Annotated in this window: 18 protein-coding genes; 9 read left to right on the top strand and 9 right to left on the bottom strand. The window is 67.8% G+C overall.

The annotated features are described in order from the left end of the window. Window positions 1-2: 2 nt before the first annotated feature. The 4 genes from AWC17_RS04300 to AWC17_RS04285 are packed head-to-tail and all read right to left on the bottom strand — an operon-like array spanning window position 3 to window position 5841. On the bottom strand, window positions 3-2378 hold the full coding sequence (locus tag AWC17_RS04300) for a cation-translocating P-type ATPase (protein ID WP_046182295.1): 2376 nt from the start codon (window positions 2376-2378) through the stop codon (window positions 3-5). Continuing rightward, window positions 2375-3952 carry a serine hydrolase gene (locus AWC17_RS04295; RefSeq protein WP_046182296.1) on the bottom strand — a complete coding sequence of 526 codons (1578 nt, stop codon included), beginning with the start codon at window positions 3950-3952 and terminating at the stop codon, window positions 2375-2377. The genes AWC17_RS04300 and AWC17_RS04295 overlap by 4 nt, the downstream gene beginning before the upstream one ends. Before the next feature lie 39 nt (window positions 3953-3991). Then, window positions 3992-5104: an MBL fold metallo-hydrolase gene (locus AWC17_RS04290; RefSeq protein ID WP_141224478.1), complete on the bottom strand. Its 1113-nt coding sequence runs from the start codon at window positions 5102-5104 to the stop codon at window positions 3992-3994. 5 nt (window positions 5105-5109) lie between these two features. After that, entirely contained in the window at window positions 5110-5841 is a 732-nt protein-coding gene (locus AWC17_RS04285) for an enoyl-CoA hydratase (protein WP_046184832.1), read from the bottom strand. A gap of 27 nt (window positions 5842-5868) precedes the next feature. On the opposite strand from AWC17_RS04285, the gene AWC17_RS04280 reads away from it, so the two are divergent. After that, window positions 5869-7368, top strand: coding sequence for an acetyl-coenzyme A carboxylase carboxyl transferase subunits beta/alpha (locus AWC17_RS04280; RefSeq protein ID WP_046184833.1), 1500 nt, complete (start codon window positions 5869-5871; stop codon window positions 7366-7368). A gap of 45 nt (window positions 7369-7413) precedes the next feature. Here the strand turns inward: AWC17_RS04280 and AWC17_RS04275 are convergent, their stop codons facing one another. Further along, the gene (locus tag AWC17_RS04275) at window positions 7414-7965 is read right to left on the bottom strand and encodes a TetR/AcrR family transcriptional regulator (protein ID WP_046184834.1); all 552 of its coding nucleotides are present in this window, start codon (window positions 7963-7965) and stop codon (window positions 7414-7416) included. 104 nt (window positions 7966-8069) lie between these two features. On the opposite strand from AWC17_RS04275, the gene AWC17_RS04270 reads away from it, so the two are divergent. The 6 genes from AWC17_RS04270 to AWC17_RS32500 all read left to right on the top strand — a co-directional run bounded on the left by AWC17_RS04270 (window position 8070) and on the right by AWC17_RS32500 (window position 13563). Then, a complete protein-coding gene (locus AWC17_RS04270) occupies window positions 8070-9209 on the top strand; it encodes an FAD-dependent oxidoreductase (protein ID WP_046184835.1) in 1140 nt (379 codons plus the stop codon). Between the two features lie 215 nt (window positions 9210-9424). Continuing rightward, complete coding sequence (gene prrA / locus AWC17_RS04265) at window positions 9425-10135, top strand: two-component system response regulator PrrA (protein WP_007168707.1); 711 nt, start codon at window positions 9425-9427, stop codon at window positions 10133-10135. Window positions 10136-10151: 16 nt separating this feature from the next. Further along, window positions 10152-11492: a HAMP domain-containing sensor histidine kinase gene (locus AWC17_RS04260; RefSeq protein WP_046184836.1), complete on the top strand. Its 1341-nt coding sequence runs from the start codon at window positions 10152-10154 to the stop codon at window positions 11490-11492. A gap of 52 nt (window positions 11493-11544) precedes the next feature. Beyond that, complete coding sequence (locus AWC17_RS04255; RefSeq protein WP_046184837.1) at window positions 11545-11808, top strand: DUF2630 family protein; 264 nt, start codon at window positions 11545-11547, stop codon at window positions 11806-11808. After that, window positions 11805-13376 (top strand): phytoene desaturase family protein, encoded by a 1572-nt coding sequence (locus AWC17_RS04250; protein WP_046184838.1) that lies wholly within the window; start codon window positions 11805-11807, stop codon window positions 13374-13376. The genes AWC17_RS04255 and AWC17_RS04250 overlap by 4 nt, the downstream gene beginning before the upstream one ends. 10 nt (window positions 13377-13386) lie before the next feature. Then, complete coding sequence (locus AWC17_RS32500) at window positions 13387-13563, top strand: hypothetical protein (RefSeq protein ID WP_156174165.1); 177 nt, start codon at window positions 13387-13389, stop codon at window positions 13561-13563. Here the strand turns inward: AWC17_RS32500 and AWC17_RS04240 are convergent. Together AWC17_RS04240 and pdxH are read right to left on the bottom strand one after the other, a co-directional pair. Next, complete coding sequence (locus AWC17_RS04240; protein WP_046184839.1) at window positions 13539-14831, bottom strand: citrate synthase; 1293 nt, start codon at window positions 14829-14831, stop codon at window positions 13539-13541. The two genes, AWC17_RS32500 and AWC17_RS04240, sit on opposite strands and share 25 nt — an antisense overlap. 129 nt (window positions 14832-14960) lie before the next feature. Further along, window positions 14961-15620 carry a pyridoxamine 5'-phosphate oxidase gene (gene pdxH / locus AWC17_RS04235; RefSeq protein ID WP_046184840.1) on the bottom strand — a complete coding sequence of 220 codons (660 nt, stop codon included), beginning with the start codon at window positions 15618-15620 and terminating at the stop codon, window positions 14961-14963. 71 nt (window positions 15621-15691) lie between these two features. On the opposite strand from pdxH, the gene AWC17_RS04230 reads away from it, so the two are divergent. Both AWC17_RS04230 and AWC17_RS04225 read left to right on the top strand, forming a co-directional pair. After that, window positions 15692-16813, top strand: coding sequence for a citrate synthase 2 (locus AWC17_RS04230; RefSeq protein WP_046184841.1), 1122 nt, complete (start codon window positions 15692-15694; stop codon window positions 16811-16813). Window positions 16814-16945: 132 nt separating this feature from the next. Further along, window positions 16946-17404 (top strand): VOC family protein, encoded by a 459-nt coding sequence (locus AWC17_RS04225; protein WP_046184842.1) that lies wholly within the window; start codon window positions 16946-16948, stop codon window positions 17402-17404. On the opposite strand, the gene AWC17_RS04220 is transcribed toward AWC17_RS04225, so the two are convergent. After that, entirely contained in the window at window positions 17401-19098 is a 1698-nt protein-coding gene (locus AWC17_RS04220; protein WP_085164317.1) for an FAD-dependent oxidoreductase, read from the bottom strand. The genes AWC17_RS04225 and AWC17_RS04220 overlap by 4 nt on opposite strands. A gap of 20 nt (window positions 19099-19118) precedes the next feature. Then, window positions 19119-20132 (bottom strand): AurF N-oxygenase family protein, encoded by a 1014-nt coding sequence (locus tag AWC17_RS04215; protein ID WP_046186515.1) that lies wholly within the window; start codon window positions 20130-20132, stop codon window positions 19119-19121. Window positions 20133-20342: the final 210 nt, after the last annotated feature.

Below are 20342 nucleotides of genomic sequence, written 5' to 3'. Positions count from 1 at the left end.
GGTTAGTGCCACAACCTCGGCTGTACGCCCAGCATCCGGGCCCGAATCCACCACATCGCCTCGACGGCGGCGGCGCCGAGTACACCGATCCCCACGGCGGTCGACGTCACCACGACATCCGACGGATCGAGCAGGAACGTCTTGCGGGCCAGCGGAATGCTGAAGATCACCACGTAGGCCAGGCCGGAGCCGACGACCAGCGCGACCCGCCACCACTGGTAGGGGCGCGCCACCACCGCGAGGACCCACAGCGCCGTCATCAGCAGCGTGATCAGGGCCGCGGTCGATGCCTGCTCCTGTTGCTGGAACGTCGCGTGCCGGCCGTGGTACGCCACCAGGTAAGACGCGAACGTCGCGGTGCCGACGATCAGCCCGGACGGCAGCGCCGAAGTCAGCACCCGCCGCACGAAGCCCGGGTAGGCGCGTTCGTTGTTGGGGGCGAGCGACAGGATGAACGACGGGATTCCGATGGTGAACCACGCCGCGACGGTGACGTGGATGGGCTGAAACGGGTACAGCAAGGGATCGGCTTTGAGCGCTTTGGAGAACAGGCATTCGATCCCGACCAGCAGCGCCAGCAGCACCGAGTAGACGGTCTTGGTCAAGAACAGGTTGGCGACGCGCTCGACGTTGCCGATCACCCGCCGGCCCTCACCGACGACATACGGCAGGGTGGCAAACCTGTTGTCCAGCAACACGATCTGTGCGACCGCTCGCGATGCCGGGCTGCCGGCGCCCATCGCGACGCCGATGTCGGCATCCTTGAGGGCCAGCACGTCGTTGACGCCGTCACCGGTCATCGCGACGGTGTGTCCGTGCGATTGCAGGGCGTGCACCATCGCCCGCTTCTGGTCGGGCCGCACCCGCCCGAACGTGGTGTACGTGTCCAGCGTGTCGGCCAATTGCGCGGGTTCCGACGGTAGGCGGCGCGCGTCCACCGTCTCACCGCGCAGCCCGAGCTTGTCGGCCACGGCACCGACCGACACCGCGTTGTCGCCGGAAATCACCTTGACCGAAACGCCTTGCTCAGCAAAATAATCCAACGTCTCCGCGGCGTCCGGGCGCACCCTCTGCTCGAGAACCACCAGCGCGACGGGGGTGACGCAGCCCGGCGCGTCCGGATGGTCGACGGCCACGTCGCCGGTGCCGACGAGCAGCACCCGCAACCCCTGCGCGCCGATCCGTTCGGCCTGCTCGGCCGCCGCCGATGCCGGATCGAGCAGCACATCCGGCGCCCCGATCACCCAATTCCCATGGTCAGCGTAGGACACCCCGCTCCACTTGGTGGCGGACTTGAAAGGCGCAGTCGCCGTAACGATCCAGTCGGGTGGCCGTTGATAGGTCTCGGCGATCGCCTGCATGCTGGCGTTGGGGCGCGGGTCGGCGGCGGCCAACGCCGCGAGTGCGTCCGCGACCTGATCTCGCTCCTGGGATTCACCAAGCCCCTCGACCCCTGCGACGCGCATGCCGTTTTCGGTCAGGGTGCCCGTCTTGTCCGCGCAGACCACGTCGACCCGGGCGAGCCCCTCGATGGCGGGCAGCTCCTGCACCAGGCAGCGGCGCTGGCCGAGCCGGATCACCCCGACGGCAAACGCGACCGACGTCAGCAGGACCAGGCCTTCGGGCACCATCGGCACCAGCGCGCCGACCGTCCGCAGCACGGACTGCCGCCAGCTCGCATGGGTGGTGAACATCTGGGTATAGATCGTCAGCAGGCCGGCCGGCACCAACAGGTAGGTGATGAACTGCAGGATCCGGTTAATGCCGTTGCGCAGTTCGGATTTGACCAAGGTGAACTTGCTGGCCTCCTCGGCGAGCTTGGCGGCGTAGGCCTCCGGCCCGACCTTCGTGGCGCGGTAGGCGCCCGCTCCGGCGACCACGAAGCTGCCCGACATCACCGCGTCGCCGGTGGCCTTGCCAATCGGATCAGCCTCCCCGGTCAGCAGCGACTCATCGACCTCCAGGTTCGCCTCTTCGACGATCTGGCCGTCGACGACGACTTGGTCGCCAGGTCCGAGTTCGATGATGTCGTCGAGCACCACCTCGGCGGGCAGCAGGGTACGGGTCCCGGATTTCCTGCGCACCAACGGTTTCGCCTGCCCGACGATGGCCAGAGTGTCCAGCGTCTGCTTGGCCCGGATTTCCTGGACCATGCCGACGACGCTGTTGGCGACGATGAGCAGGCCGAACATTCCGTTGATCAGCGAGCCCGTCGCCAGCACGATCAGCAGCAACACCCCCAGGATCGCGTTGATACGGGTGAAGACGTTGGCCCGGACGATGTCCGTGATGCTGCGGGTGGCGCGTTCCCGGACCGCGTTGCTCTTGCCGTCGGCGACCCGCTGCGCCACCTCGGCATCGGTCAGGCCGGCAATCATCGGGTAAACGTTCCCAGCTTGTCCGAGTCGTAGTACTCCAGGTTGAGTGTGTTGCCGGAGAACACCGCTTTGGAAAGCGTTCCGGGCGGGGCGTTTTCGTTGGTCAATGGGAAGGTGAAGGTGTCACCGTCCCAGTGCGTCAGGGTGACCATCCGGTTCTTCGGCCCCATCGCCAGTTGCAGGGCGCCGTCGTGTTCGGTGACGACGGCCGGGCCCCAGTAGTCGCTGGCGTAGACGCCGGCGTAGTCGCTGAGCGGTCTGGCCGGGGCGGGGTTGGCCGGTGGCTGCTTGCCGACCAACGACCCTTCCGGATTGTTCAGCCAGCCGATTGCCTTCTTGTACAGCGCTCCCCAATCCTCGCGGATTTGGCCGTATTGAACGAGATCCATGAATTCGGCGGTCAGCGTTTCCGGAATGCCGTAGGGCGCGCCATTCGTCAGCGCGACGATGCCCAAGTCCTCCGCGGGCATCACCACGAAGTTTGTCGCCGCTCCCAGATCGAAAGCCCCGGAATGGCTGTATTCGGTGCGCCCCGAGGAATCAACCGAGGCGTTGAAGCCGTATCCGTAGAACCCGGAGCGCGCCTTGGGCGTCTTCGCGGGCGCCGAAACCATCTGCGGACTGGTCGCGGGCAGCAAGGCTTCCGGCGATGTGATCCGCTGACCGTTGTAAGTTCCGTTGCCCAGCAACATCGTCAGCCAGCGGGCCATGTCGTTGACCGATGAACTCACCCCACCCGCGGGCGACTGAGCATCGGGGTCCCGCTGAAAGCGGGCCTCCCACTTGTCGGCGATCTTGATGTGGTTGACCGCATGATTGGGCCTTGCGATGAAGTCGGCGAAGCGCGAGCTGGTCGACGTCATTCCCAGGGGGCGGTAGAGCGCCTCGTCGGACAGGTCCTCCCATGACTTGCCCGCCGCGGCGGCCACCGCCTCGGCGGCGGCGGTCACTCCGTAGTTGGTGTAGGCGTAGCTGATTCGAAACGGGGCCAGCGGCAGGTACTTCAGCCGTTCGAGGGTCTGTCGACGGTCGTAGCCCAGGTCTTCAAGTTTGTCACCGGCGTGGTCGGGCAGCCCGGAACGGTGCGAATACAGATCGGCGACGGTCGCATGGCTGGTGACGTAGGGATCGCTCAACGTGAACCAGGGCAGCTTGGACGCCACCGTGGTGTCCCAGGCGACCACGTTGTCGCTGACTTCGTGCGCGACCACCGTAGAGCCCACCGATTTGGACACCGAGGCCAACTGGAAGACCGTGTCGGCGTCCACCTTGTTGTCTTGTCCCTGCCCCTTACTCACATCCTTGACGCCGAATCCCTTGGCGTACAGCACTTTTCCACCGTGAACGACGGCCACTGCCATTCCCGGGACGCCGGTGTTCTTCATCAAGTCGCCGACGAGGCCGTCGACCTTTGCGACGGCGTCGTCGATGCGGCCGGCGGGGATCGCGAGACCGGACACCTCGTTGGGCGGTGCGTCAGAAAGTGCGGGCGGGCTGGATACCGGTTGCGCGGGTCCACATCCGGTCATGCCGAGCAGCACCGTGACAGCGGCCGCGGCCGCGCGTTTCGTCATGGCGGAACTGTAGCGTGGGGAGGTTGCCGGGCCTCCGAATCAAAGCCGCCACCAGGGGTTGGATTTCGCCGGCGCGGCGGGATCGATGCGCTGGCCCGGGGCGGGAACCGCCACTTTGACCTGTTCCGGTCCCGCGGCGGTGAGCAGGCGCTCAACCGGCTCAGCCCAGGGGTGGGGGGCCAGCCGGAACGTGCCCCAGTGGATCGGCACGAGCAGTCCATCGTCGGTGAGGTCCAGATGCGCCCGGACCGCCTCCTCGGGGTTCATGTGGACGTCCGGCCATGCGGTGTTGTAGGCGCCGATGGGCAGCAGGGTCAGGTCGAACGGCCCGTGGTCGGCGCCGATCCGCTCGAAGCTCTTGGTGTATCCGGTGTCTCCCCCGAAATACGCGCGATGGTTCGGCCCGGTGAACGCCCACGACGCCCACAGCGTGGTGTTGCGGTCCAGGAAGCGGCCCGAAAAGTGCCGCGCAGGCATGCAAGTCACGGTGAGTTGGTCGACGAGGGCGCTCTGATGCCAGTCGAGCTCGACGATGCGGTGCTCCGGTATTCCCCACGCGCGCAGGTGGGCGCCGACACCGAGCGGCACGAAGAACGGGGCCCGCTGCGTGCGGGCCAAGCCCATCACCGTGTCGATATCGAGGTGGTCATAGTGGTCATGGCTGATCACCACCACGTCGACGGCGGGCAGCCCTTCCAGTTGCACCGGCGGCGGATGCAGCCGCTGCGGTCCGACGATGTCCGACGGTGAGCACCGGTCGCTCCACACCGGGTCGGTGAGCACCCGGTAACCGTCGATCTCCAGCAGCGCCGTCGAGTGACCGAACCAGCTGACGGCCAGCCGGCCGGGATCACCATCGGAGGTCGCCGGCGCGGCCAACGGGATCGGTGCAGCCGGCCTGCTCACCCCCCGGTTACCGATCAGCTCCCACGCGATCAGCCGCAGTTCTTCGCGATCCATCGTGAAATTGGAGGCGGGGTCGAGGTTGACGAATACGCCGTCTCGGTAGTTCGGTGACCCCTGCGCCACCGCCCTGATCGCAGCGGGGTGGGCGCCGAGGGCTGCCGGTGCGCCATGCAGCGCCCGCACCAACCAGCTGCCGGCCGCCAGCGACGCCGTACCGGCGACCAGCCGCAGCGCCCCCCGCAACATGACGGTCAGGCCCCCTGGAACTTAGGCGGCCGCTTCTCGATGCGGGCGACCTGGGCTTCTATGACGTCCTGGCTCCCCCACGCTTTGTCGAAGAGCTCCTTGTGCATCGGCCCGGCCTCCTCGATGGCACCGTCGTCGTTCAGCACCCGCTTGGCGTGCTGGATCGCCAGCGGTGCCAGGCCGGCGATCTCGGCGGCCCAGGCCTGGGCGTCGGCCAGTGTCCCGATGCGGTTGGCCATCCCGGTCTGCAGCGCCACGTCGGCGGTCAGCTTCTCCGCCGCCAGCAGCATCGCGCGGGCCCGCCCATGACCGACCAGCGAAGACAGCCGACGGATACTCCAGTTATCAAGCGCGAGGCCATATTTCGACGTCGGGAACTGGAAGAACGCCTCCGGTGCGACGACCCGCAGATCGCATTGCATGGCCAGCTGCAGGCCCGCGCCGATGGCGGGCCCGTTGATGGCACCGATGACCGGGATCAGCGTTGTGTCCATCACCTTGTGCAGCTCGATGAGCCGGTCGGGATAGTCGGCGGCGAACGCGTCGCCGCTCAGGTCAGCGCCCGCGCAGAACGCCGTGCCCTGGCCAGTCAGCACGATGGCCCGGACGGAGCCGTCGCTCGCCTTTTGGAAGGCTTCCCGCAGCTCCTCAACGAGCTGTGAATTGAGGGCATTGCGGCGCTCGGGCCGCTGCAGCTCAATGGTCAGCACGGCTTCGGCCTGGGTAACACCGATCATGGCAGCCACCCTATATAGCCTCGTGTCGTGAGTCGTATCACGGCTGCTCAGCTGCGCGACGCGGTGCTGGACGAGGGTTCCTTCATCCGCTGGGACAGCGAGCCGCTCGCCGTGCCGGTCAGCCAGGCGTATTCGCGGGAACTGGCCGACGCGCGGGCGGCCACCGGTCTGGACGAATCGGTGCTGACCGGTGAAGGCCGCATCTTCGGGCGCAGAGTGGCGGTCGTGGTTTGCGAGTTCGGCTTCCTCGGCGGCTCGATCGGGGTGGCGGCGGCCGAACGGATCACCGCCGCGGTGCAGCGGGCGACCGCCGAGGGCCTACCGCTGCTGGCCTCGCCGAGCTCCGGCGGCACCCGCATGCAGGAGGGCACGGTCGCCTTTCTGCAGATGGTGAAGATCGCCGCCGCCGTCCGCCTGCACAAGCAGGCCCACCTGCCGTACCTGGTCTACCTGCGCAACCCGACCACCGGCGGGGTGTTCGCGTCGTGGGGTTCGCTGGGGCACGTCACGGTCGCCGAGCCGGGGGCCCTGATCGGCTTCCTGGGGCCCCGGGTGTACCAGCTGCTCTACGGCGAACCGTTCCCCGAAGGCGTCCAGACGGCGGAGAACCTGCAGCGCCACGGCGTGATCGACGGCGTCGTCGCGGTTGGCCAGCTGCGCCGGACGCTGGACCGCGCGCTGACCGTCATCGCCGACCCACCCGGGCCCCTGCCGGCGGCGCCGCCGCCCGAACCGATACCCGACGTGCCGGCGTGGGACTCGGTGGTGGCGTCCCGTCGCCCGGACCGGCCGGGTGTCGGGCTGCTGTTGCGCCACGGCGCCACCGATCGGGTGTTGCTGTCGGGCACCGGGCAGGGAGAAGCGGCGACGACGCTGTTGGCGCTCGCGCGCTTCGCCGGTCAGCCCGCGGTGGTGCTCGGGCAGCAGCGGGTGACGGGCGGGATGGTGGGGCCCGCGTCGCTGCGCGAGGCTCGGCGCGGTATGGCACTGGCCGCCGAGCTGCGCCTGCCGCTGGTGCTGGTGATCGACACCGCCGGTCCCGCGCTGTCGGCCGAGGCCGAGCAGGGCGGGCTGGCGGGCCAGATCGCCCAGTGCCTGGCCGAGCTGGTGACTCTCGATACCCCGACGGTGTCGGTGCTGCTTGGTCAGGGCAGCGGCGGGCCGGCGTTGGCGATGGTGCCCGCCGATCGGGTGTTGTCCGCGTTGCACGGCTGGCTGGCGCCGCTCCCGCCCGAAGGCGCCAGTGCGATCGTCTTCCGCGACACCGCCCACGCCTCCGAACTTGCTGCGGTGCAAGGTATCCGGTCGACCGATCTACTGGCGTCGGGCATTGTCGACGCCGTCGTGCCGGAACATCCCGACGCCGCCGACGAGCCGGTCGAGTTCTGCGAGCGACTCTCCCGCGCCATCGCCGCCGAGGTGCACGGGCTGCGCGCGCTACCCGCCGGCGAGCGGCTGGCCAGCCGATTGCAGCGCTACCGCCGCATTGGATTGCCCAGCGAGACACCCACGACTCGCGACACATAACCCGTTGCGACGACACGCCGCCAAACGTGGTTTAGGTCTCGCGAGTCATCCTTCCGGCAGCCCGAGGTAGCGCTGAATGGTCGGGCCGAGCCAGTCGACGATCTCGTCTCGGCTCATCTCAACGACCGGGGGCAGCCGTAAAACGAACCGGCACAACGCCATCCCCAGGATCTGGGTTGCGATCAGTCCGGCCCGCACACCGGCATCTGACTGCGGTACGAAGGAGGCCACCAGCGGCCGGATCTGGGTTACGAAAATCTCCTGCATCCGTTGCGCCGCTTCGCCGTTGGTGGCGCTGGACCGCAGCAAGATCACCAGCGCCTCGTCGCCCTCCCAGCGTTCGAGAAAGTGCCGAACCAGCGACCGCCCGACCTGCGCCGGGTCACCCGTCGCGAAGTCGGGAAACCGCAAGTCGAACTCGGCCGCCGCCGCGAACAGCTTGTCTTTGCTCCCGTAGTACCGCATGACCATCGCGGGATCGATCCCTGCGTCGGCGGCAATGGCCCGAATCGTCGCGCCCTGAAATCCGACCGCGCCGAACCGCTCGCGGGCCGCCGCCAGGATCACCGCCTTGGTCTCGTCCGACGACCGTCTCATGCCAACAAGTGTAGGCCAACAACTGTTGACATAGCGCCATCGACGCGCCAGCATTGGGTTATGCCAACAAGCGTTGACTAACTCACTAGGGAGAGGAGCGGGCCATGAAAGACACCGATGTCCTGGTGGTAGGCGCAGGCCCCACCGGCCTCACGCTCGCCGCCGCACTGATCAGCCGCGGGATTCGGGTGGCGGTGGTCGACAAATTGGCGGCGGGCGCAAACACGTCCCGAGCCGCCGCCGTCAACGCCCGCACCCTCGAGGTGCTCGAGGAGCTCGACGTGGCCCGGCGAATGGTCAAGGCCGGCCTGATCGCGCCGCGATTCACCATGCGGCAGGGCCGGCGCATTTTGATCCCCGTCGACTTCAGCGAGCTACCGACGGAACATCCGTACACCCTGATGCTGTCCCAGGCCGACACCGAGCGGCTGCTGCTCGAGCGACTCCACGAACTCGGCGGTGACGTGGTCCGTCCCAAGGCGCTGGGCGCAATTACCCAGGACGCGAACGGCGTCACGGCCACGTTCGACGACGGCGACACGATCAGCGCCGGCTACGCCGTCGGGACCGACGGCATGCATAGCACGGTTCGCGCGCAAGCCGGAATCGGCTTCGCCGGTGGGGAATTCGCCGAGTCCTTCGCGCTCGCCGACGTGCGAGTGACCGGTGAAGCGCCCCGCAACGAGGTGATCCTGTTCTACGCCAAAGACGGCCTGACGGTGCTGGCGCCGCTGCCCGGTGACATCTTCCGCGTCGTCGCGCCGACCACCGACGCGCCGCAGCTGCCGTCGGCAGAGTTTGTGCAGGCGCTGTTGGACGCCCGGGGCTTCGGGCCGCGGCAAACGATCGTCACCGAGCTGGTGTGGGGGTCGCGGTTCCACATCCATCACCGCGTCGCGGACAGCTACCGGGCCGGCCGGTTGTTGCTGGCCGGTGACGCTGCCCATGTGCACAGCCCGGCCGGGGGCCAGGGCATGAACCTCGGGATCACCGACGCGGTGGCGCTGGCCGGGGCGCTCGCCGAGGTCCTGGCGGGCGGCTCGGACGCCGCGCTGGATGCCTACAGCACCGCGCAGCGCCGACGCGCCGAGCGGGTGCTGAAACTGACGGGTCGGCTGACCCGGGTGGCGACGCTGCCGCGCCCGTTGCGCCCACTGCGCAACACCGGAATGCGCCTGGCCGCAGGGGTTCCGGCGGTGCGACGGCAGCTAGCGGTGCAGCTGAGCGGGCTCTCAGCGGAGTGATCGAAACTCCCACGGCGCCAACATAAATCGCTCGGCCGCTGACCTCGCCCCCAACTAGACACCCGTCACCCAGGGAGCGAATACCGAAGCTCGCCAACAGATTTCGTCACTGGCACGTCGATATCAACGAGTAGTTGCGGCGCAGCGTCGAAAACGTAACCTTTTGGACATCAGCGGCCCAGCCAGCGCACCGCCGCGATCAACAATCAGGCAAGATGGGCGGCATGGACACTGGTGGGACCTCGCCCCGCGTCTTGGTCGTCGACGACGACTCTGATGTGCTCGCCTCGCTGGAACGCGGCCTGCGGCTGTCCGGATTCGAGGTGTCGACCGCGGTCGACGGCGCGGAAGCCTTGCGCAGCGCCACCGAGACCCGGCCGGACGCGATCGTGCTCGACATCAACATGCCCGTGCTGGACGGCGTCAGCGTCGTCACGGCGCTCAGGGCGATGGACAACGACGTCCCGGTCTGCGTGCTGTCCGCCCGCAGCTCGGTCGACGACCGGGTCGCCGGGCTCGAGGCCGGTGCCGACGATTACTTGGTCAAACCGTTCGTGTTGGCCGAGCTTGTCGCGCGGGTGAAGGCGCTGCTGCGCCGCCGTGGCGCGACCGCGACCTCCTCCTCCGAAACCATCACGGTGGGCCCGCTGGAGGTGGACATCCCCGGCCGGCGCGCCCGCGTCAACGGCGTCGACGTCGACCTCACCAAGCGGGAGTTCGACCTGCTGGCGGTGTTGGCCGAGCACAAGACCGCGGTGCTGTCCCGCGCGCAACTGCTGGAACTGGTGTGGGGTTACGACTTCGCCGCCGACACCAACGTCGTCGACGTGTTCATCGGGTATCTGCGCCGCAAGCTGGAGGCCAATGGCGGTCCCCGGCTGCTGCACACCGTCCGCGGAGTAGGGTTCGTGCTGCGCATGCAGTAACCAGGTCGAGCGACCAATGAATTTTCTGTCCCGAATCCTGACCCGTACGCCGTCGCTACGCGCCCGGGTTGTGGTCGCGACGGTCATCGGCGCGGCGATCCCCGTGCTCATCGTCGGCATCGTCGTCTGGGTGGGCATCACCAACGACCGCAAGGAGCGGCTGGACCGCCGCCTCGACGAGGCCGCCGGCTTCGCGATCCCTTTCCTGCCGCGCGGTCTCGGCGAAATTCCGCGCTCCCCCAACGACAACGACGCCATCATGACGGTCCGCCGCGGCGACCAGGTCAAGTCGAACTCCAACGTGACGCTGCCCAAGCTGGACGTCGACTACGCCGACGCTTACGTCAAAGGCGTGCGCTACCGGGTGCGGACGGTGGAGATTCCCGCACCGGAGCCCACCTCGCTGGCCGTGGGCGCAACCTATGACGCGACCCTCGCCGAAACCAACAACCTGCACCGGCGGGTGCTGCTGATCTGTGGCTTCGCCATCGGCGCGGCGGCCGTATTCGCCTGGTTGCTGGCCGCGTTCGCGGTGCGCCCGTTCAAACAGCTTGCGCAGCAGACCCGATCGATCGACGCCGGCGACGAGGCACCGCGGGTGGAAGTGCACGGCGCCACTGAGGCCGTCGAGATCGCCGAAGCCATGCGGGGCATGCTGCAGCGCATCTGGAACGAGCAGAACCGGACCAAGGAGGCGCTGGCTTCGGCCCGCGACTTCGCCGCCGTGTCGTCGCACGAGCTGCGCACTCCCTTGACCGCGATGCGCACCAACCTCGAGGTGCTGTCCACCCTGGACATGCCCGACGACCAACGCAAAGAGGTGATCAACGACGTCATCCGCACCCAGTCGCGGATCGAGGCCACCCTGAGCGCCCTCGAGCGGTTGGCCCAGGGCGAACTGTCGACATCCGACGATCACGTGCCCGTCGACATCACCGAGCTGCTCGACCGCGCCGCCCACGACGCGATGCGGATCTACCCCGACCTCGACGTGTCACTGGTGCCATCCCCGACGTGCATCATCGTCGGATTGCCGGCCGGACTGCGCCTGGCGGTGGACAACGCGATCGCCAATGCCGTCAAGCATGGTGGCGCGACCCGGGTCCGGCTCTCGGCGGTCAGCTCGCGCGCCGGGGTCGAAATCGCCATCGACGACAACGGCAGCGGCGTGCCCGAAGACGAACGCAACGTGGTGTTCGAGCGGTTCTCCCGCGGGTCGACCGCCTCGCATTCGGGGTCGGGGCTGGGGCTGGCGTTGGTGGCCCAACAGGCCCACCTGCACGGCGGGACCGCTGCACTGGAAAGCAGCCCGCTGGGCGGCGCGCGGCTGGTGCTGCGCCTCCCCGGGCCGAGCTAGCGCCTCTGGCGTCTGCGGAGTCGGCCTTTGCCGGGTCGGGCACACTGGAGCGATGGCCGACGGCAAGAAACCGACCGACAACGAAACCCTGGCACGCATCCGCGATCTGGTCGCCGAGGAGAAAGCCCTGCGGGCACAGCTGCAACAGCGCGACATCTCCGAATCGGACGAGCATGATCGCCTGCGGCGCCTCGAGGTCGAGCTCGACCAGTGTTGGGACCTGCTGCGGCAGCGTCGGGCGCTGCGTGAAAGCGGCGGGGACCCGCGCGAGGCCGAGGTGCGTCCTCCCGACGAGGTCGAGGGTTACCTGAGCTGAGCCAACACGCGGCAGATGTCGACGTCGTCGTCGTAGGTGGCGGTCACAACGCCCTGGTCGCGGCGGCTTACCTGGCTCGAGCCGGTCTTCGGGTGCGGTTGCTGGAGCGGCTGGGACACATCGGCGGAGCCGCCGTCTCTGCGGAGGCCTTCGACGGTCTGGGGGTTCGGCTGTCGCGGTACTCCTACCTGGTCAGCTTGTTACCGCCCCGCATCGTCGACGACCTGGGCGCCGCGGTGCGGCTGGCCCGGCGGCGGTATTCCTCGTACACGCCCGACCCTGGCACCGACGGCCGCAGGGGGCTATTGATCGGGTCGGCCGGTGAGACGTTCGCCGCGATCGGCGCCGGCCCCGATGAGCACGGGTTCGCCGCCTTCTATCAACGCTGCAGGCTGGTGACCGAACGGCTCTGGCCGACGCTGCTCGAACCGCTGCGCACCCGCGAGCAGGCCCGGCGGCACGTCCTGAAAGGCGGTGATCACGAGGCGGCGGGCGCGTGGCGCGCCTTGGTCGACGAGCCTATCGGCCATGCCATCACTTCCGCCGTCGGCAACGACGTGGTCCGCGGCGTGATCGCGACCGACGCGCTGATCGGAACGTTCGCGCGCCTCGGTGACCCGTCGCTGATCCAGAATGTCTGCTTCCTGTATCACGTGCTCGGCGGTGGGACCGGGGACTGGGATGTCCCCGTCGGCGGGATGGGCGCGCTGACCGATGCCCTGGCGGCAGCCGCCGTCGGCCACGGTGCCCAAATCATCACCGGCGCAGAGGTTTACGCCGTCGAGCCCGACGGCGTGGTGCGATACCGCACCGGCGACAAGGAGCGGCTGATCCGGGCCCGGTTCGTCCTTGCGGGAGTCACACCGACGGTACTGGCCGGCCTGCTCGGCGAACGACCGCCGACCCCCGCCCAGGGCGCACAAGTCAAGGTGAACATGGTGCTGCGGCGCCTGCCTCGGTTGCGCGACGACGGCGTTACACCCGAACAGGCCTTCGCCGGGACGTTCCATGTGAACGAGACCTGGACCCAACTGGACAGCGGGTATTCGCGCGCGGCCACCGGGCATATCCCGAATCCGCTGCCCTGCGAAGCCTATTGCCATTCGCTGACCGACCCGACCATCTTGTCGGCCGACCTGCGCGCGTCGGGCGCCCACACGATGACGGTGTTCGGCCTGCACACCCCGCACTCGCTGTACGACGGCACCTACTCCGGCGCCCTGCGTGACCGGCTGACCCAGTCGGTACTGGCGTCACTGAATTCCGTTCTGGCCGAGCCGATTCAGGAAGTATTGATGAGCGACGCAAAGGACCGCCCCTGCATCGAGACGACGACCACCCTTGACTTGCATCGCACACTGCGGATGACTGCCGGCAACATCTTCCACGGCGGACTGTCGTGGCCGTTCGCGGACGACGACGACCCGCTGGACACCCCGGCGCGGCAATGGGGGGTGGCCACCGAGCACGAGCGGATCATGCTGTGCGGCTCCGGCGCCCGCCGCGGCGGTGCGGTGTCGGGCGTCGGCGGGCACAACGCCGCCATGGCGGTGCTGGCCACGCTGTGACTACCTGACGGTGGCGACCCGCTTCACCCGGCTACGCCGCGCTCGCGATCGCCACTACCTGATGCTGGCGACCCGCTTCACCCGGCTACGCCGCGCTCGCGATCGCCACTACGTGATGGTGGCGACCCGCTTCACCCGGCTACGCCGCGCTCGCGATCGCCACTACCGAGCGTCGATGGTGGTGTAGTCGCGCTCGGTGTAACCGGTGTAGATCTGGCGCGGACGGCCGATCTTGCTGTCACCCTCGTCGTGCATCTCGCGCCAGTGCGCAACCCAGCCGGGCAGCCGGCCCAACGCGAACAGCACGGTGAACATCCGGACCGGGAAGCCGAGGGCCCGGTAGATCAGCCCCGTGTAGAAGTCGACGTTCGGGTACAGCTTGCGCTCGATGAAGTAGTCGTCGGTCAGCGCCGCCTCTTCCAGTTCCTTGGCGATGTCCAGTAGCGGGTCGCCGCCGAGCTTCGCCAGGATCTTGTCGGCCTGTTCCTTGACGATCCGGGCGCGCGGGTCGTAGTTCTTGTAGACGCGGTGGCCGAAGCCCATCAGCTTGACGCCCTCTTCGCGGTTCTTCACCTTGCGGACGAACTCGCTGACGTCATCGCCACTTTCGCGGATCTGGTCGAGCATCTCGAGCACCGCCTGGTTGGCGCCGCCGTGCAGCGGCCCCCACAGCGCGTTGATGCCGCCGGAGATCGAGGTGAACAGGTTGGCGCGCGACGACCCGACCAGCCGCACCGTCGACGTCGAGCAGTTCTGCTCGTGGTCGGCGTGCAGGATGAGCAGCATGTCCAGCGCCCGGACCACCTCGGGATCGGCCTGATAGGGCTCGGCCGGCAACCCGAACGTCATCCGCAGGAAGTTCTCCACCAACGACAGCTTGTTGTCCGGGTAGAGGAACGGCTGGCCGACGGACTTCTTGTAGGCGTACGCGGCGATGGTGGGCAATTTTGCGAGCAGGCGGATGGTCGACAGCTCGACCTGGTTGTTGTCCATCGGGTCGAGCGCGTCGGGATAGTAGGCGCTCAACGCGTTCACCACGCTGGACAACACCGGCATGGGGTGCGCATTACGCGGGAAACCGTCGAAGAAGCGCTTCAGGTCCTCGTGCAGCATGGTGTGCAGCTGGATCCGCTTGGTGAATTCCGCGAGCTGGTCCTTGTTGGGCAGCTCGCCGTAGATCAGTAGGTAGCTCACCTCGATGAAGGTCGACTTCTCGGCGAGCTGCTCGATCGGGTAGCCGCGGTAACGCAGAATTCCGGCGTCGCCGTCGATGTAGGTGATGGAGCTCTTGCACGCGGCGGTGTTGACGAAGCCGTTGTCGAACGTGGTGTGCCCGGTTTTGGACAACAGGGAACCGAGCGCAATCCCGTCAGCACCTTCGGTGGCGCGAACGATCTCCAGATTGATCTCGCCCCCCGGGTACTTCAGAGTTGCGGTGTCGTCGGTGTCGGCCACGAGAACCCCTTTGCGCTCTGGCTGGTATGGCTGCCCTGACTTGGTGCTTATAGGTGAAGGTAGTCGTTGTCGCGTTCGCGTGCCTGCCCGGGGTCGGGTCGGTTGCGTCGTACCGACCCTCGGAGCGGGCTAGGGCTGGAGGCGCTCGACCAGAGCGCCGGTGACCCGGATCCGGTTATGCAACCGGTTCTCCCGGCCCTGCCAAAATTCGACCGACTCCGGAGCAAGCAGATAGCCGCCCCAGCCCGGTGGCAGTGGAACCTGCTCCCGGTCGGCGAAGCGCGCGCTCACCTCTGCCAGCTGGTCGAGCAGCACCGCGCGCGACGCGATCGGGCGGGACTGGTGCGATGCCCACGCGCCCAGCTGCGAGCCGCGCGGCCGTTTGGACCAGTAGTCCTCGGTGACCTCCGGGGTGACCTTGCTCACCGGCCCGCGGAGGTGGACCTGCCGCCCCAGCTGGTACCAGGGAAACGTCACCGACGCGTACGGCGTCGCCGCCAGGTCGGCGCCCTTGGCCGAGTCATAGTTGGTGAAAAATGTGATCCCGGACTCGTCCACGCTCTTGCACAACACCGATCGGCTCGTTGGCCAGCCGTCGGCCACGGTGGCCAGCACCATGGCGTTGGGCTCGGCGACGCCGGACCGCTCGGCATCGTCGATCCATTTGCGCAGCAAGGCAACCCAACCGTCGTCGAGCCAATCCGCGTCGAGATCGGGACTGCCGTCCTTTTCCGCCGATCCGTATTCCACACGCATCCGCTGCAGGTGCTCACTGTCTGGTCCTGCCATCGCGCCAACGCTACCGGGGCTGCCTACCGGCCGGTAGCGTCGGCCCGAAGGTGGGGTGCGAGAATTTTCGTATGACTGTGGTCCCCGAAGACTTTGTCCCCGGCCTCGAAGGTGTGGTGGCCTTCACCACCGAGATCGCCGAACCGGATAAAGACGGCGGTGCGCTGCGCTACCGCGGCGTCGACATACAAGACCTGGTGAATCAGCAGGTCACCTTCGGCGACGTGTGGGGCCTGCTGGTCGACGGCAAGTTCGGCCACGGTTTGCCCCCCGCCGAGCCCTTCCCGCTACCCATCCACACCGGCGACGTGCGCGTCGACGTGCAGGCGGGCCTGGCGATGCTGGCGCCGATCTGGGGCTACCGGCCCCTGCTCGACACCGACGACGCCACCGCCCGCGACCAACTGGCCCGGGCATCGGTGATGGCGCTGTCCTACGTCGCGCAGTCGGCGCGTGGCATCTACCAGCCCGCGGTACCTCAGCGCGTCATCGACGAATGCTCAACTGTCACAGCCCGTTTCATGACGCGCTGGCAGGGCGAGCCGGACCCGCGGCACGTCGAGGCGATTGACGCCTACTGGGTCTCGGCCGCCGAACACGGCATGAACGCCTCCACGTTCACCGCGCGGGTGATCGCCTCGACCGGCGCCGACGTGGCCGCAGCGTTGTCCGGGGCGATCGGGGCCATGAGCGGGCCGCTGCACGGCGGAGCGCCGGCGCGGGTCCTGCCGATGATCGAAGAGGTCGAGCGCACCGGCGACGCCCGCGGCCTGGTCAAGAGGATCTTGGATAGCGGCGACAAGCTGATGGGCTTCGGACACCGGGTCTACCGCGCGGAGGACCCGCGGGCGCGGGTGCTGCGCGCGACCGCCGAGCGGCTGGGCGCGCCGCGCCACGAGGTTGCGGTCGCGCTGGAGCAGGCCGCCCTGACCGAGTTGCGCGAGCGCCGCCCGGACCGCGCCATCGAGACCAACGTCGAGTTCTGGGCAGCGGTGATCCTGGACTTCGCGCAGGTACCGGCCAACATGATGCCGGCGATGTTCACCTGCGGGCGCACCGCGGGCTGGTGCGCGCACATCCTCGAGCAGAAACGGCTCGGCAAGCTGGTGCGCCCGTCGGCCATCTATGTGGGGCCGGCCCCGCGCAGCCCGGAATCGGTCGAAGGTTGGGACCGCAGCCTCACCAACGCCTGAGGCGGACCGGGTTGTCGGTGCCCGGCGATTGAATGAGTGTCGCCGCGATGAGTTTGCGTCGCGGGCGCGGTCATAACTCGCGAGCCTGCCCGTCCCGGGCCGGCCTGGGAACCGACAGCAAGGAGAATCACAATGGCGCTCAACATCGAACCCGCCCTGTCCCCCCACCTGGTGGTGGACGACGCCGCCGCCGCAATCGACTTCTACGTCAAGGCTTTCAGCGCTGAAGAGCTGGGGCGCGTGCCTCGTCCAGACGGAAAACTCGTCCACGCCGCGGTGCGCATCAACGGCTTTTTGGTCATGCTCAACGACGATTTCCCCGAGATGTGTGGTGGCAAGTCGATGACGCCCAAGTCATTGGGCGGCACCCCGGTCACCATCCACCTGACCGTCACCGACGTCGACGCCAAATTCCAGCGGGCGCTGGACGCGGGCGCCACCGTGGTCGCTCCGTTGGACGATCAGTTCTGGGGTGACCGCTACGGCGTGGTCGCCGACCCGTTCGGCCACCACTGGTCGTTGGGGCAGCCGGTCCGCGAGGTCGGCTACGACGAGATCCAGGCCGCGATGTCCGGGCAGGGCACCAGCTAGCCAAGCAGCCGGTCCAGCAGCCGGCGCCGCGGCGGTGGCGCCGGCTCGGCGGCGGCGGCGGCGGCGAGCATGTCGGCGACCTCAGTGAATTTGCTCCGCGGCCGGCCGTCGGCGCCGCCGCGCGCGATCTCGGCGGCGTTGATGGCTCGCCAGCCGCGGGCATCGACGGCGTCGGGCTGCCGGGCCTGTACCAACTTGGCCAGCGCCTCTGCGTCGGCCACCGGATCGCTCAGCCTGCCGGCGTTGAAGTCGGCTACCAGGGCCCCAACGGTCTGCAAGGAACACGATTTGTTCGTGCCGATGAACCCGCTCGGACCCCGCTTGATCCAGCCCGCGACATACGCTCCGCCAACCGGTGCGCCGGAGCCGGGATCAACGACACGACCGCTGTCGTTGGGAACAACGGCCGCCGACTGGTCAAACGGCAGATCGCGAATCGGTTTGCCGCGGTAGCCAATTGACGTCAGCACCAGGCCCGCGTCCTGTTGGCGGAGCTCGTCGGTGCCGGTGACGGCGAACTCCACGCCGGTGGCGCGTTGATCACCCAGTACGCGCTTCGGGGTGAGCTGATAGGCCAGCCGGATTCGGGGACGCCCGAGCTCTTGGGCCGGCGCCGAATCGTCACGGAGATTGTTCAGGACTTCCAGCTTGCGCTTCGTCACATGGTCCGTCCCGGTCGCGAGATCGGCCGCCACCAGCTCCTGGTCGGCCGCGCTGAGCACAACGTCGGACGACTCCGTGAGCCCGATCAGTTCGGGCAGCGTGAACGCCGACTGGGCGGGGCCGCGCCGGGCGGCGACCACCACTTCGCGGACCGCGGAAGCGCGAAGCGCCGCCAACGCACGATCGGAGATGTCGGTGCGGGCCAGGTCGTCAGGATTCGCGGTGAGCACACGGGCCACGTCGAGGGCGACGTTTCCGTTGCCGACGATCACCACCCGCTCGTGGCTGAGATCGACTGGCAGATCCGCCAAGTCGGGGTGCCCGTTGATCCAGGCAACCAATTCGGTAGCGGTTCCGGTGCCAGGCAGGCCCATGCCCTGGATGTCCAGGCGACGGTCGTCAGGGGCCCCGACGGCGTACACCACGGCGTGGTGGTGAGCCAGAAGATCGGCGTGACTCAGGTGCCTGCCGACCTCAACGTTGAGGTAGAACCGGAAGCGGCGATCACCGGCGACTCGGTCGAACAGCCGGGTGACCCGTTTGGTGTTCTGGTGATCGGGCGCCACACCGGCGCGCACCAGCCCGTAGGGGGTGGGCAGCTTCTCAAAGACGTTGACCCGCACGCCATGCTGGGTGAGCAGTTCGTCGGCGGCATACATCGCAGCCGGCCCGGACCCCACGATTGCCACGGTCAGCGGCTGGCGGCGGGCACGCACCTGGGCAGCCGGAATCACCGGGGCCAGCTTCGACGTCGGCGGCAACTTCTCACCCTCGGGCCGCTCCGGGTAGAAGGATGCGTTGATCTCGACGAACGGCAGCTGCTTGGCGTCCAGCCGGGTGTCCGGCGCGATCGCGCCGACGGGGCACGCGCTCACGCACGCGCCGCAGTCCACACAGGCCACCGGATCGATGTAGAGCATCTCCGAGGTGGCGAAGCCGGGCTCGTCTGGCGTGGGGTGAATGCAGTTCACCGGACACGCGAAGACGCAGGACCCGTCGTTACAGCACGACTGGGTAATAACGTGCGGCATAGACGATTACCCGTGCGGTCCTACGCGGCCAACTGCTGGCGCTGCGGCTCGCTGCGGTAGCGCGACGGCTTGCCGTCGATTTTGCAGACCCGCCACATGAGGCGCGCGGAGCGCGTCTCCATCAGGCCGGTGTCGTGGGCCAGCATCCGGACGTCACCGAACATGTCGCTCAGCCACTTTCGCGATTCCGGCGACCGGAAGAAGAGCTCCTTCTTCACCTCGCGCGGGATATCGAACTCCTGCCAGAACGCCTTGGGCGGCACCACGATTGCCCGGCACAAGGCCTTCATTGTCAGCGGCAGGTACAGCGCCGTCCAAAACCGCTGTCGGCGCGTCAATTGCGGCACGCGCCTGCGCAGGAACTCGTGGGCAAAGGAAATGTGGCGCGCTTCCTCAGCCACGTGAATGGCCATCACCCGCTCCATGATCGGGTGTAACGACTTGCCCTCGCGGAGAACGTTTTTCTGCGTGTGGTCGATCGGCTCCTCCCCGGCGAGCACCCCGATGAAGAACGCCACCGGCAAGGGGCCGGCCACCAGCGGAACCAACGGCGAGAGCCACCTAAGCAGCCGCGGCATGCCGGGGACATCGGCGCCGACGCGGTTGACCATCTCCTGAAACATCATGGTGTGGTTGCACTCTTCGACCGATTCGTGCAAGCAGTACCGGTATTCGGGGGATCCGTTCGGCACCCAGAACGTGTAGTTCATCAGGCCGCGGATCAGGATCGATTCGAAGTGCAGCCCGACCTTGGCGACGTTGGCCTGGCGCCACATGCCGATCTTGATCTTGCGTTCGTCGGACTGCGCCAGGTACCAGGGGTGGCGCCCCAACGGATCGGTCGTCGGCAGGATCCATCGAGGATCGTTCTCAGTGACGGCGAATTCCGCTGAGTCCCAGTCGATGTCGGTGTAGGGGTTGAAGTTTCGCCGCACCGACCCCTCGGACAGGGTAGCGAGCATGTCGACGTATTCGGTGTCGTCGCGCACTTCCATGTTGCGGCGCCAGCGCCGAACCATACGTGTCCTGGCCATATCCACGCCTCCCCAAAGAGGTTTACATTTGGACGTGCTGTGTCCAGACAGTACCGCAGGTACCGGATATCTTCTAGACCCCTTGCGGGTCCTGTGGGCTGACCAGTGGTCAGGGTTTTGGTGTGCCCTGCCTCACAGCGGGTCAAACACCGCGCGCGGCGCGGCCAGGCGTTTTGCACGGGGCCCGGGCGCCGGCAATCGGACCGCCGC

Source organism: Mycobacterium nebraskense, assembly GCF_002102255.1.
GTDB lineage: Bacteria > Actinomycetota > Actinomycetes > Mycobacteriales > Mycobacteriaceae > Mycobacterium > Mycobacterium nebraskense.
The sequence above is the reverse complement of the archived record's forward strand: the minus strand, read 5'-3'. Positions and strand labels throughout refer to the sequence as shown.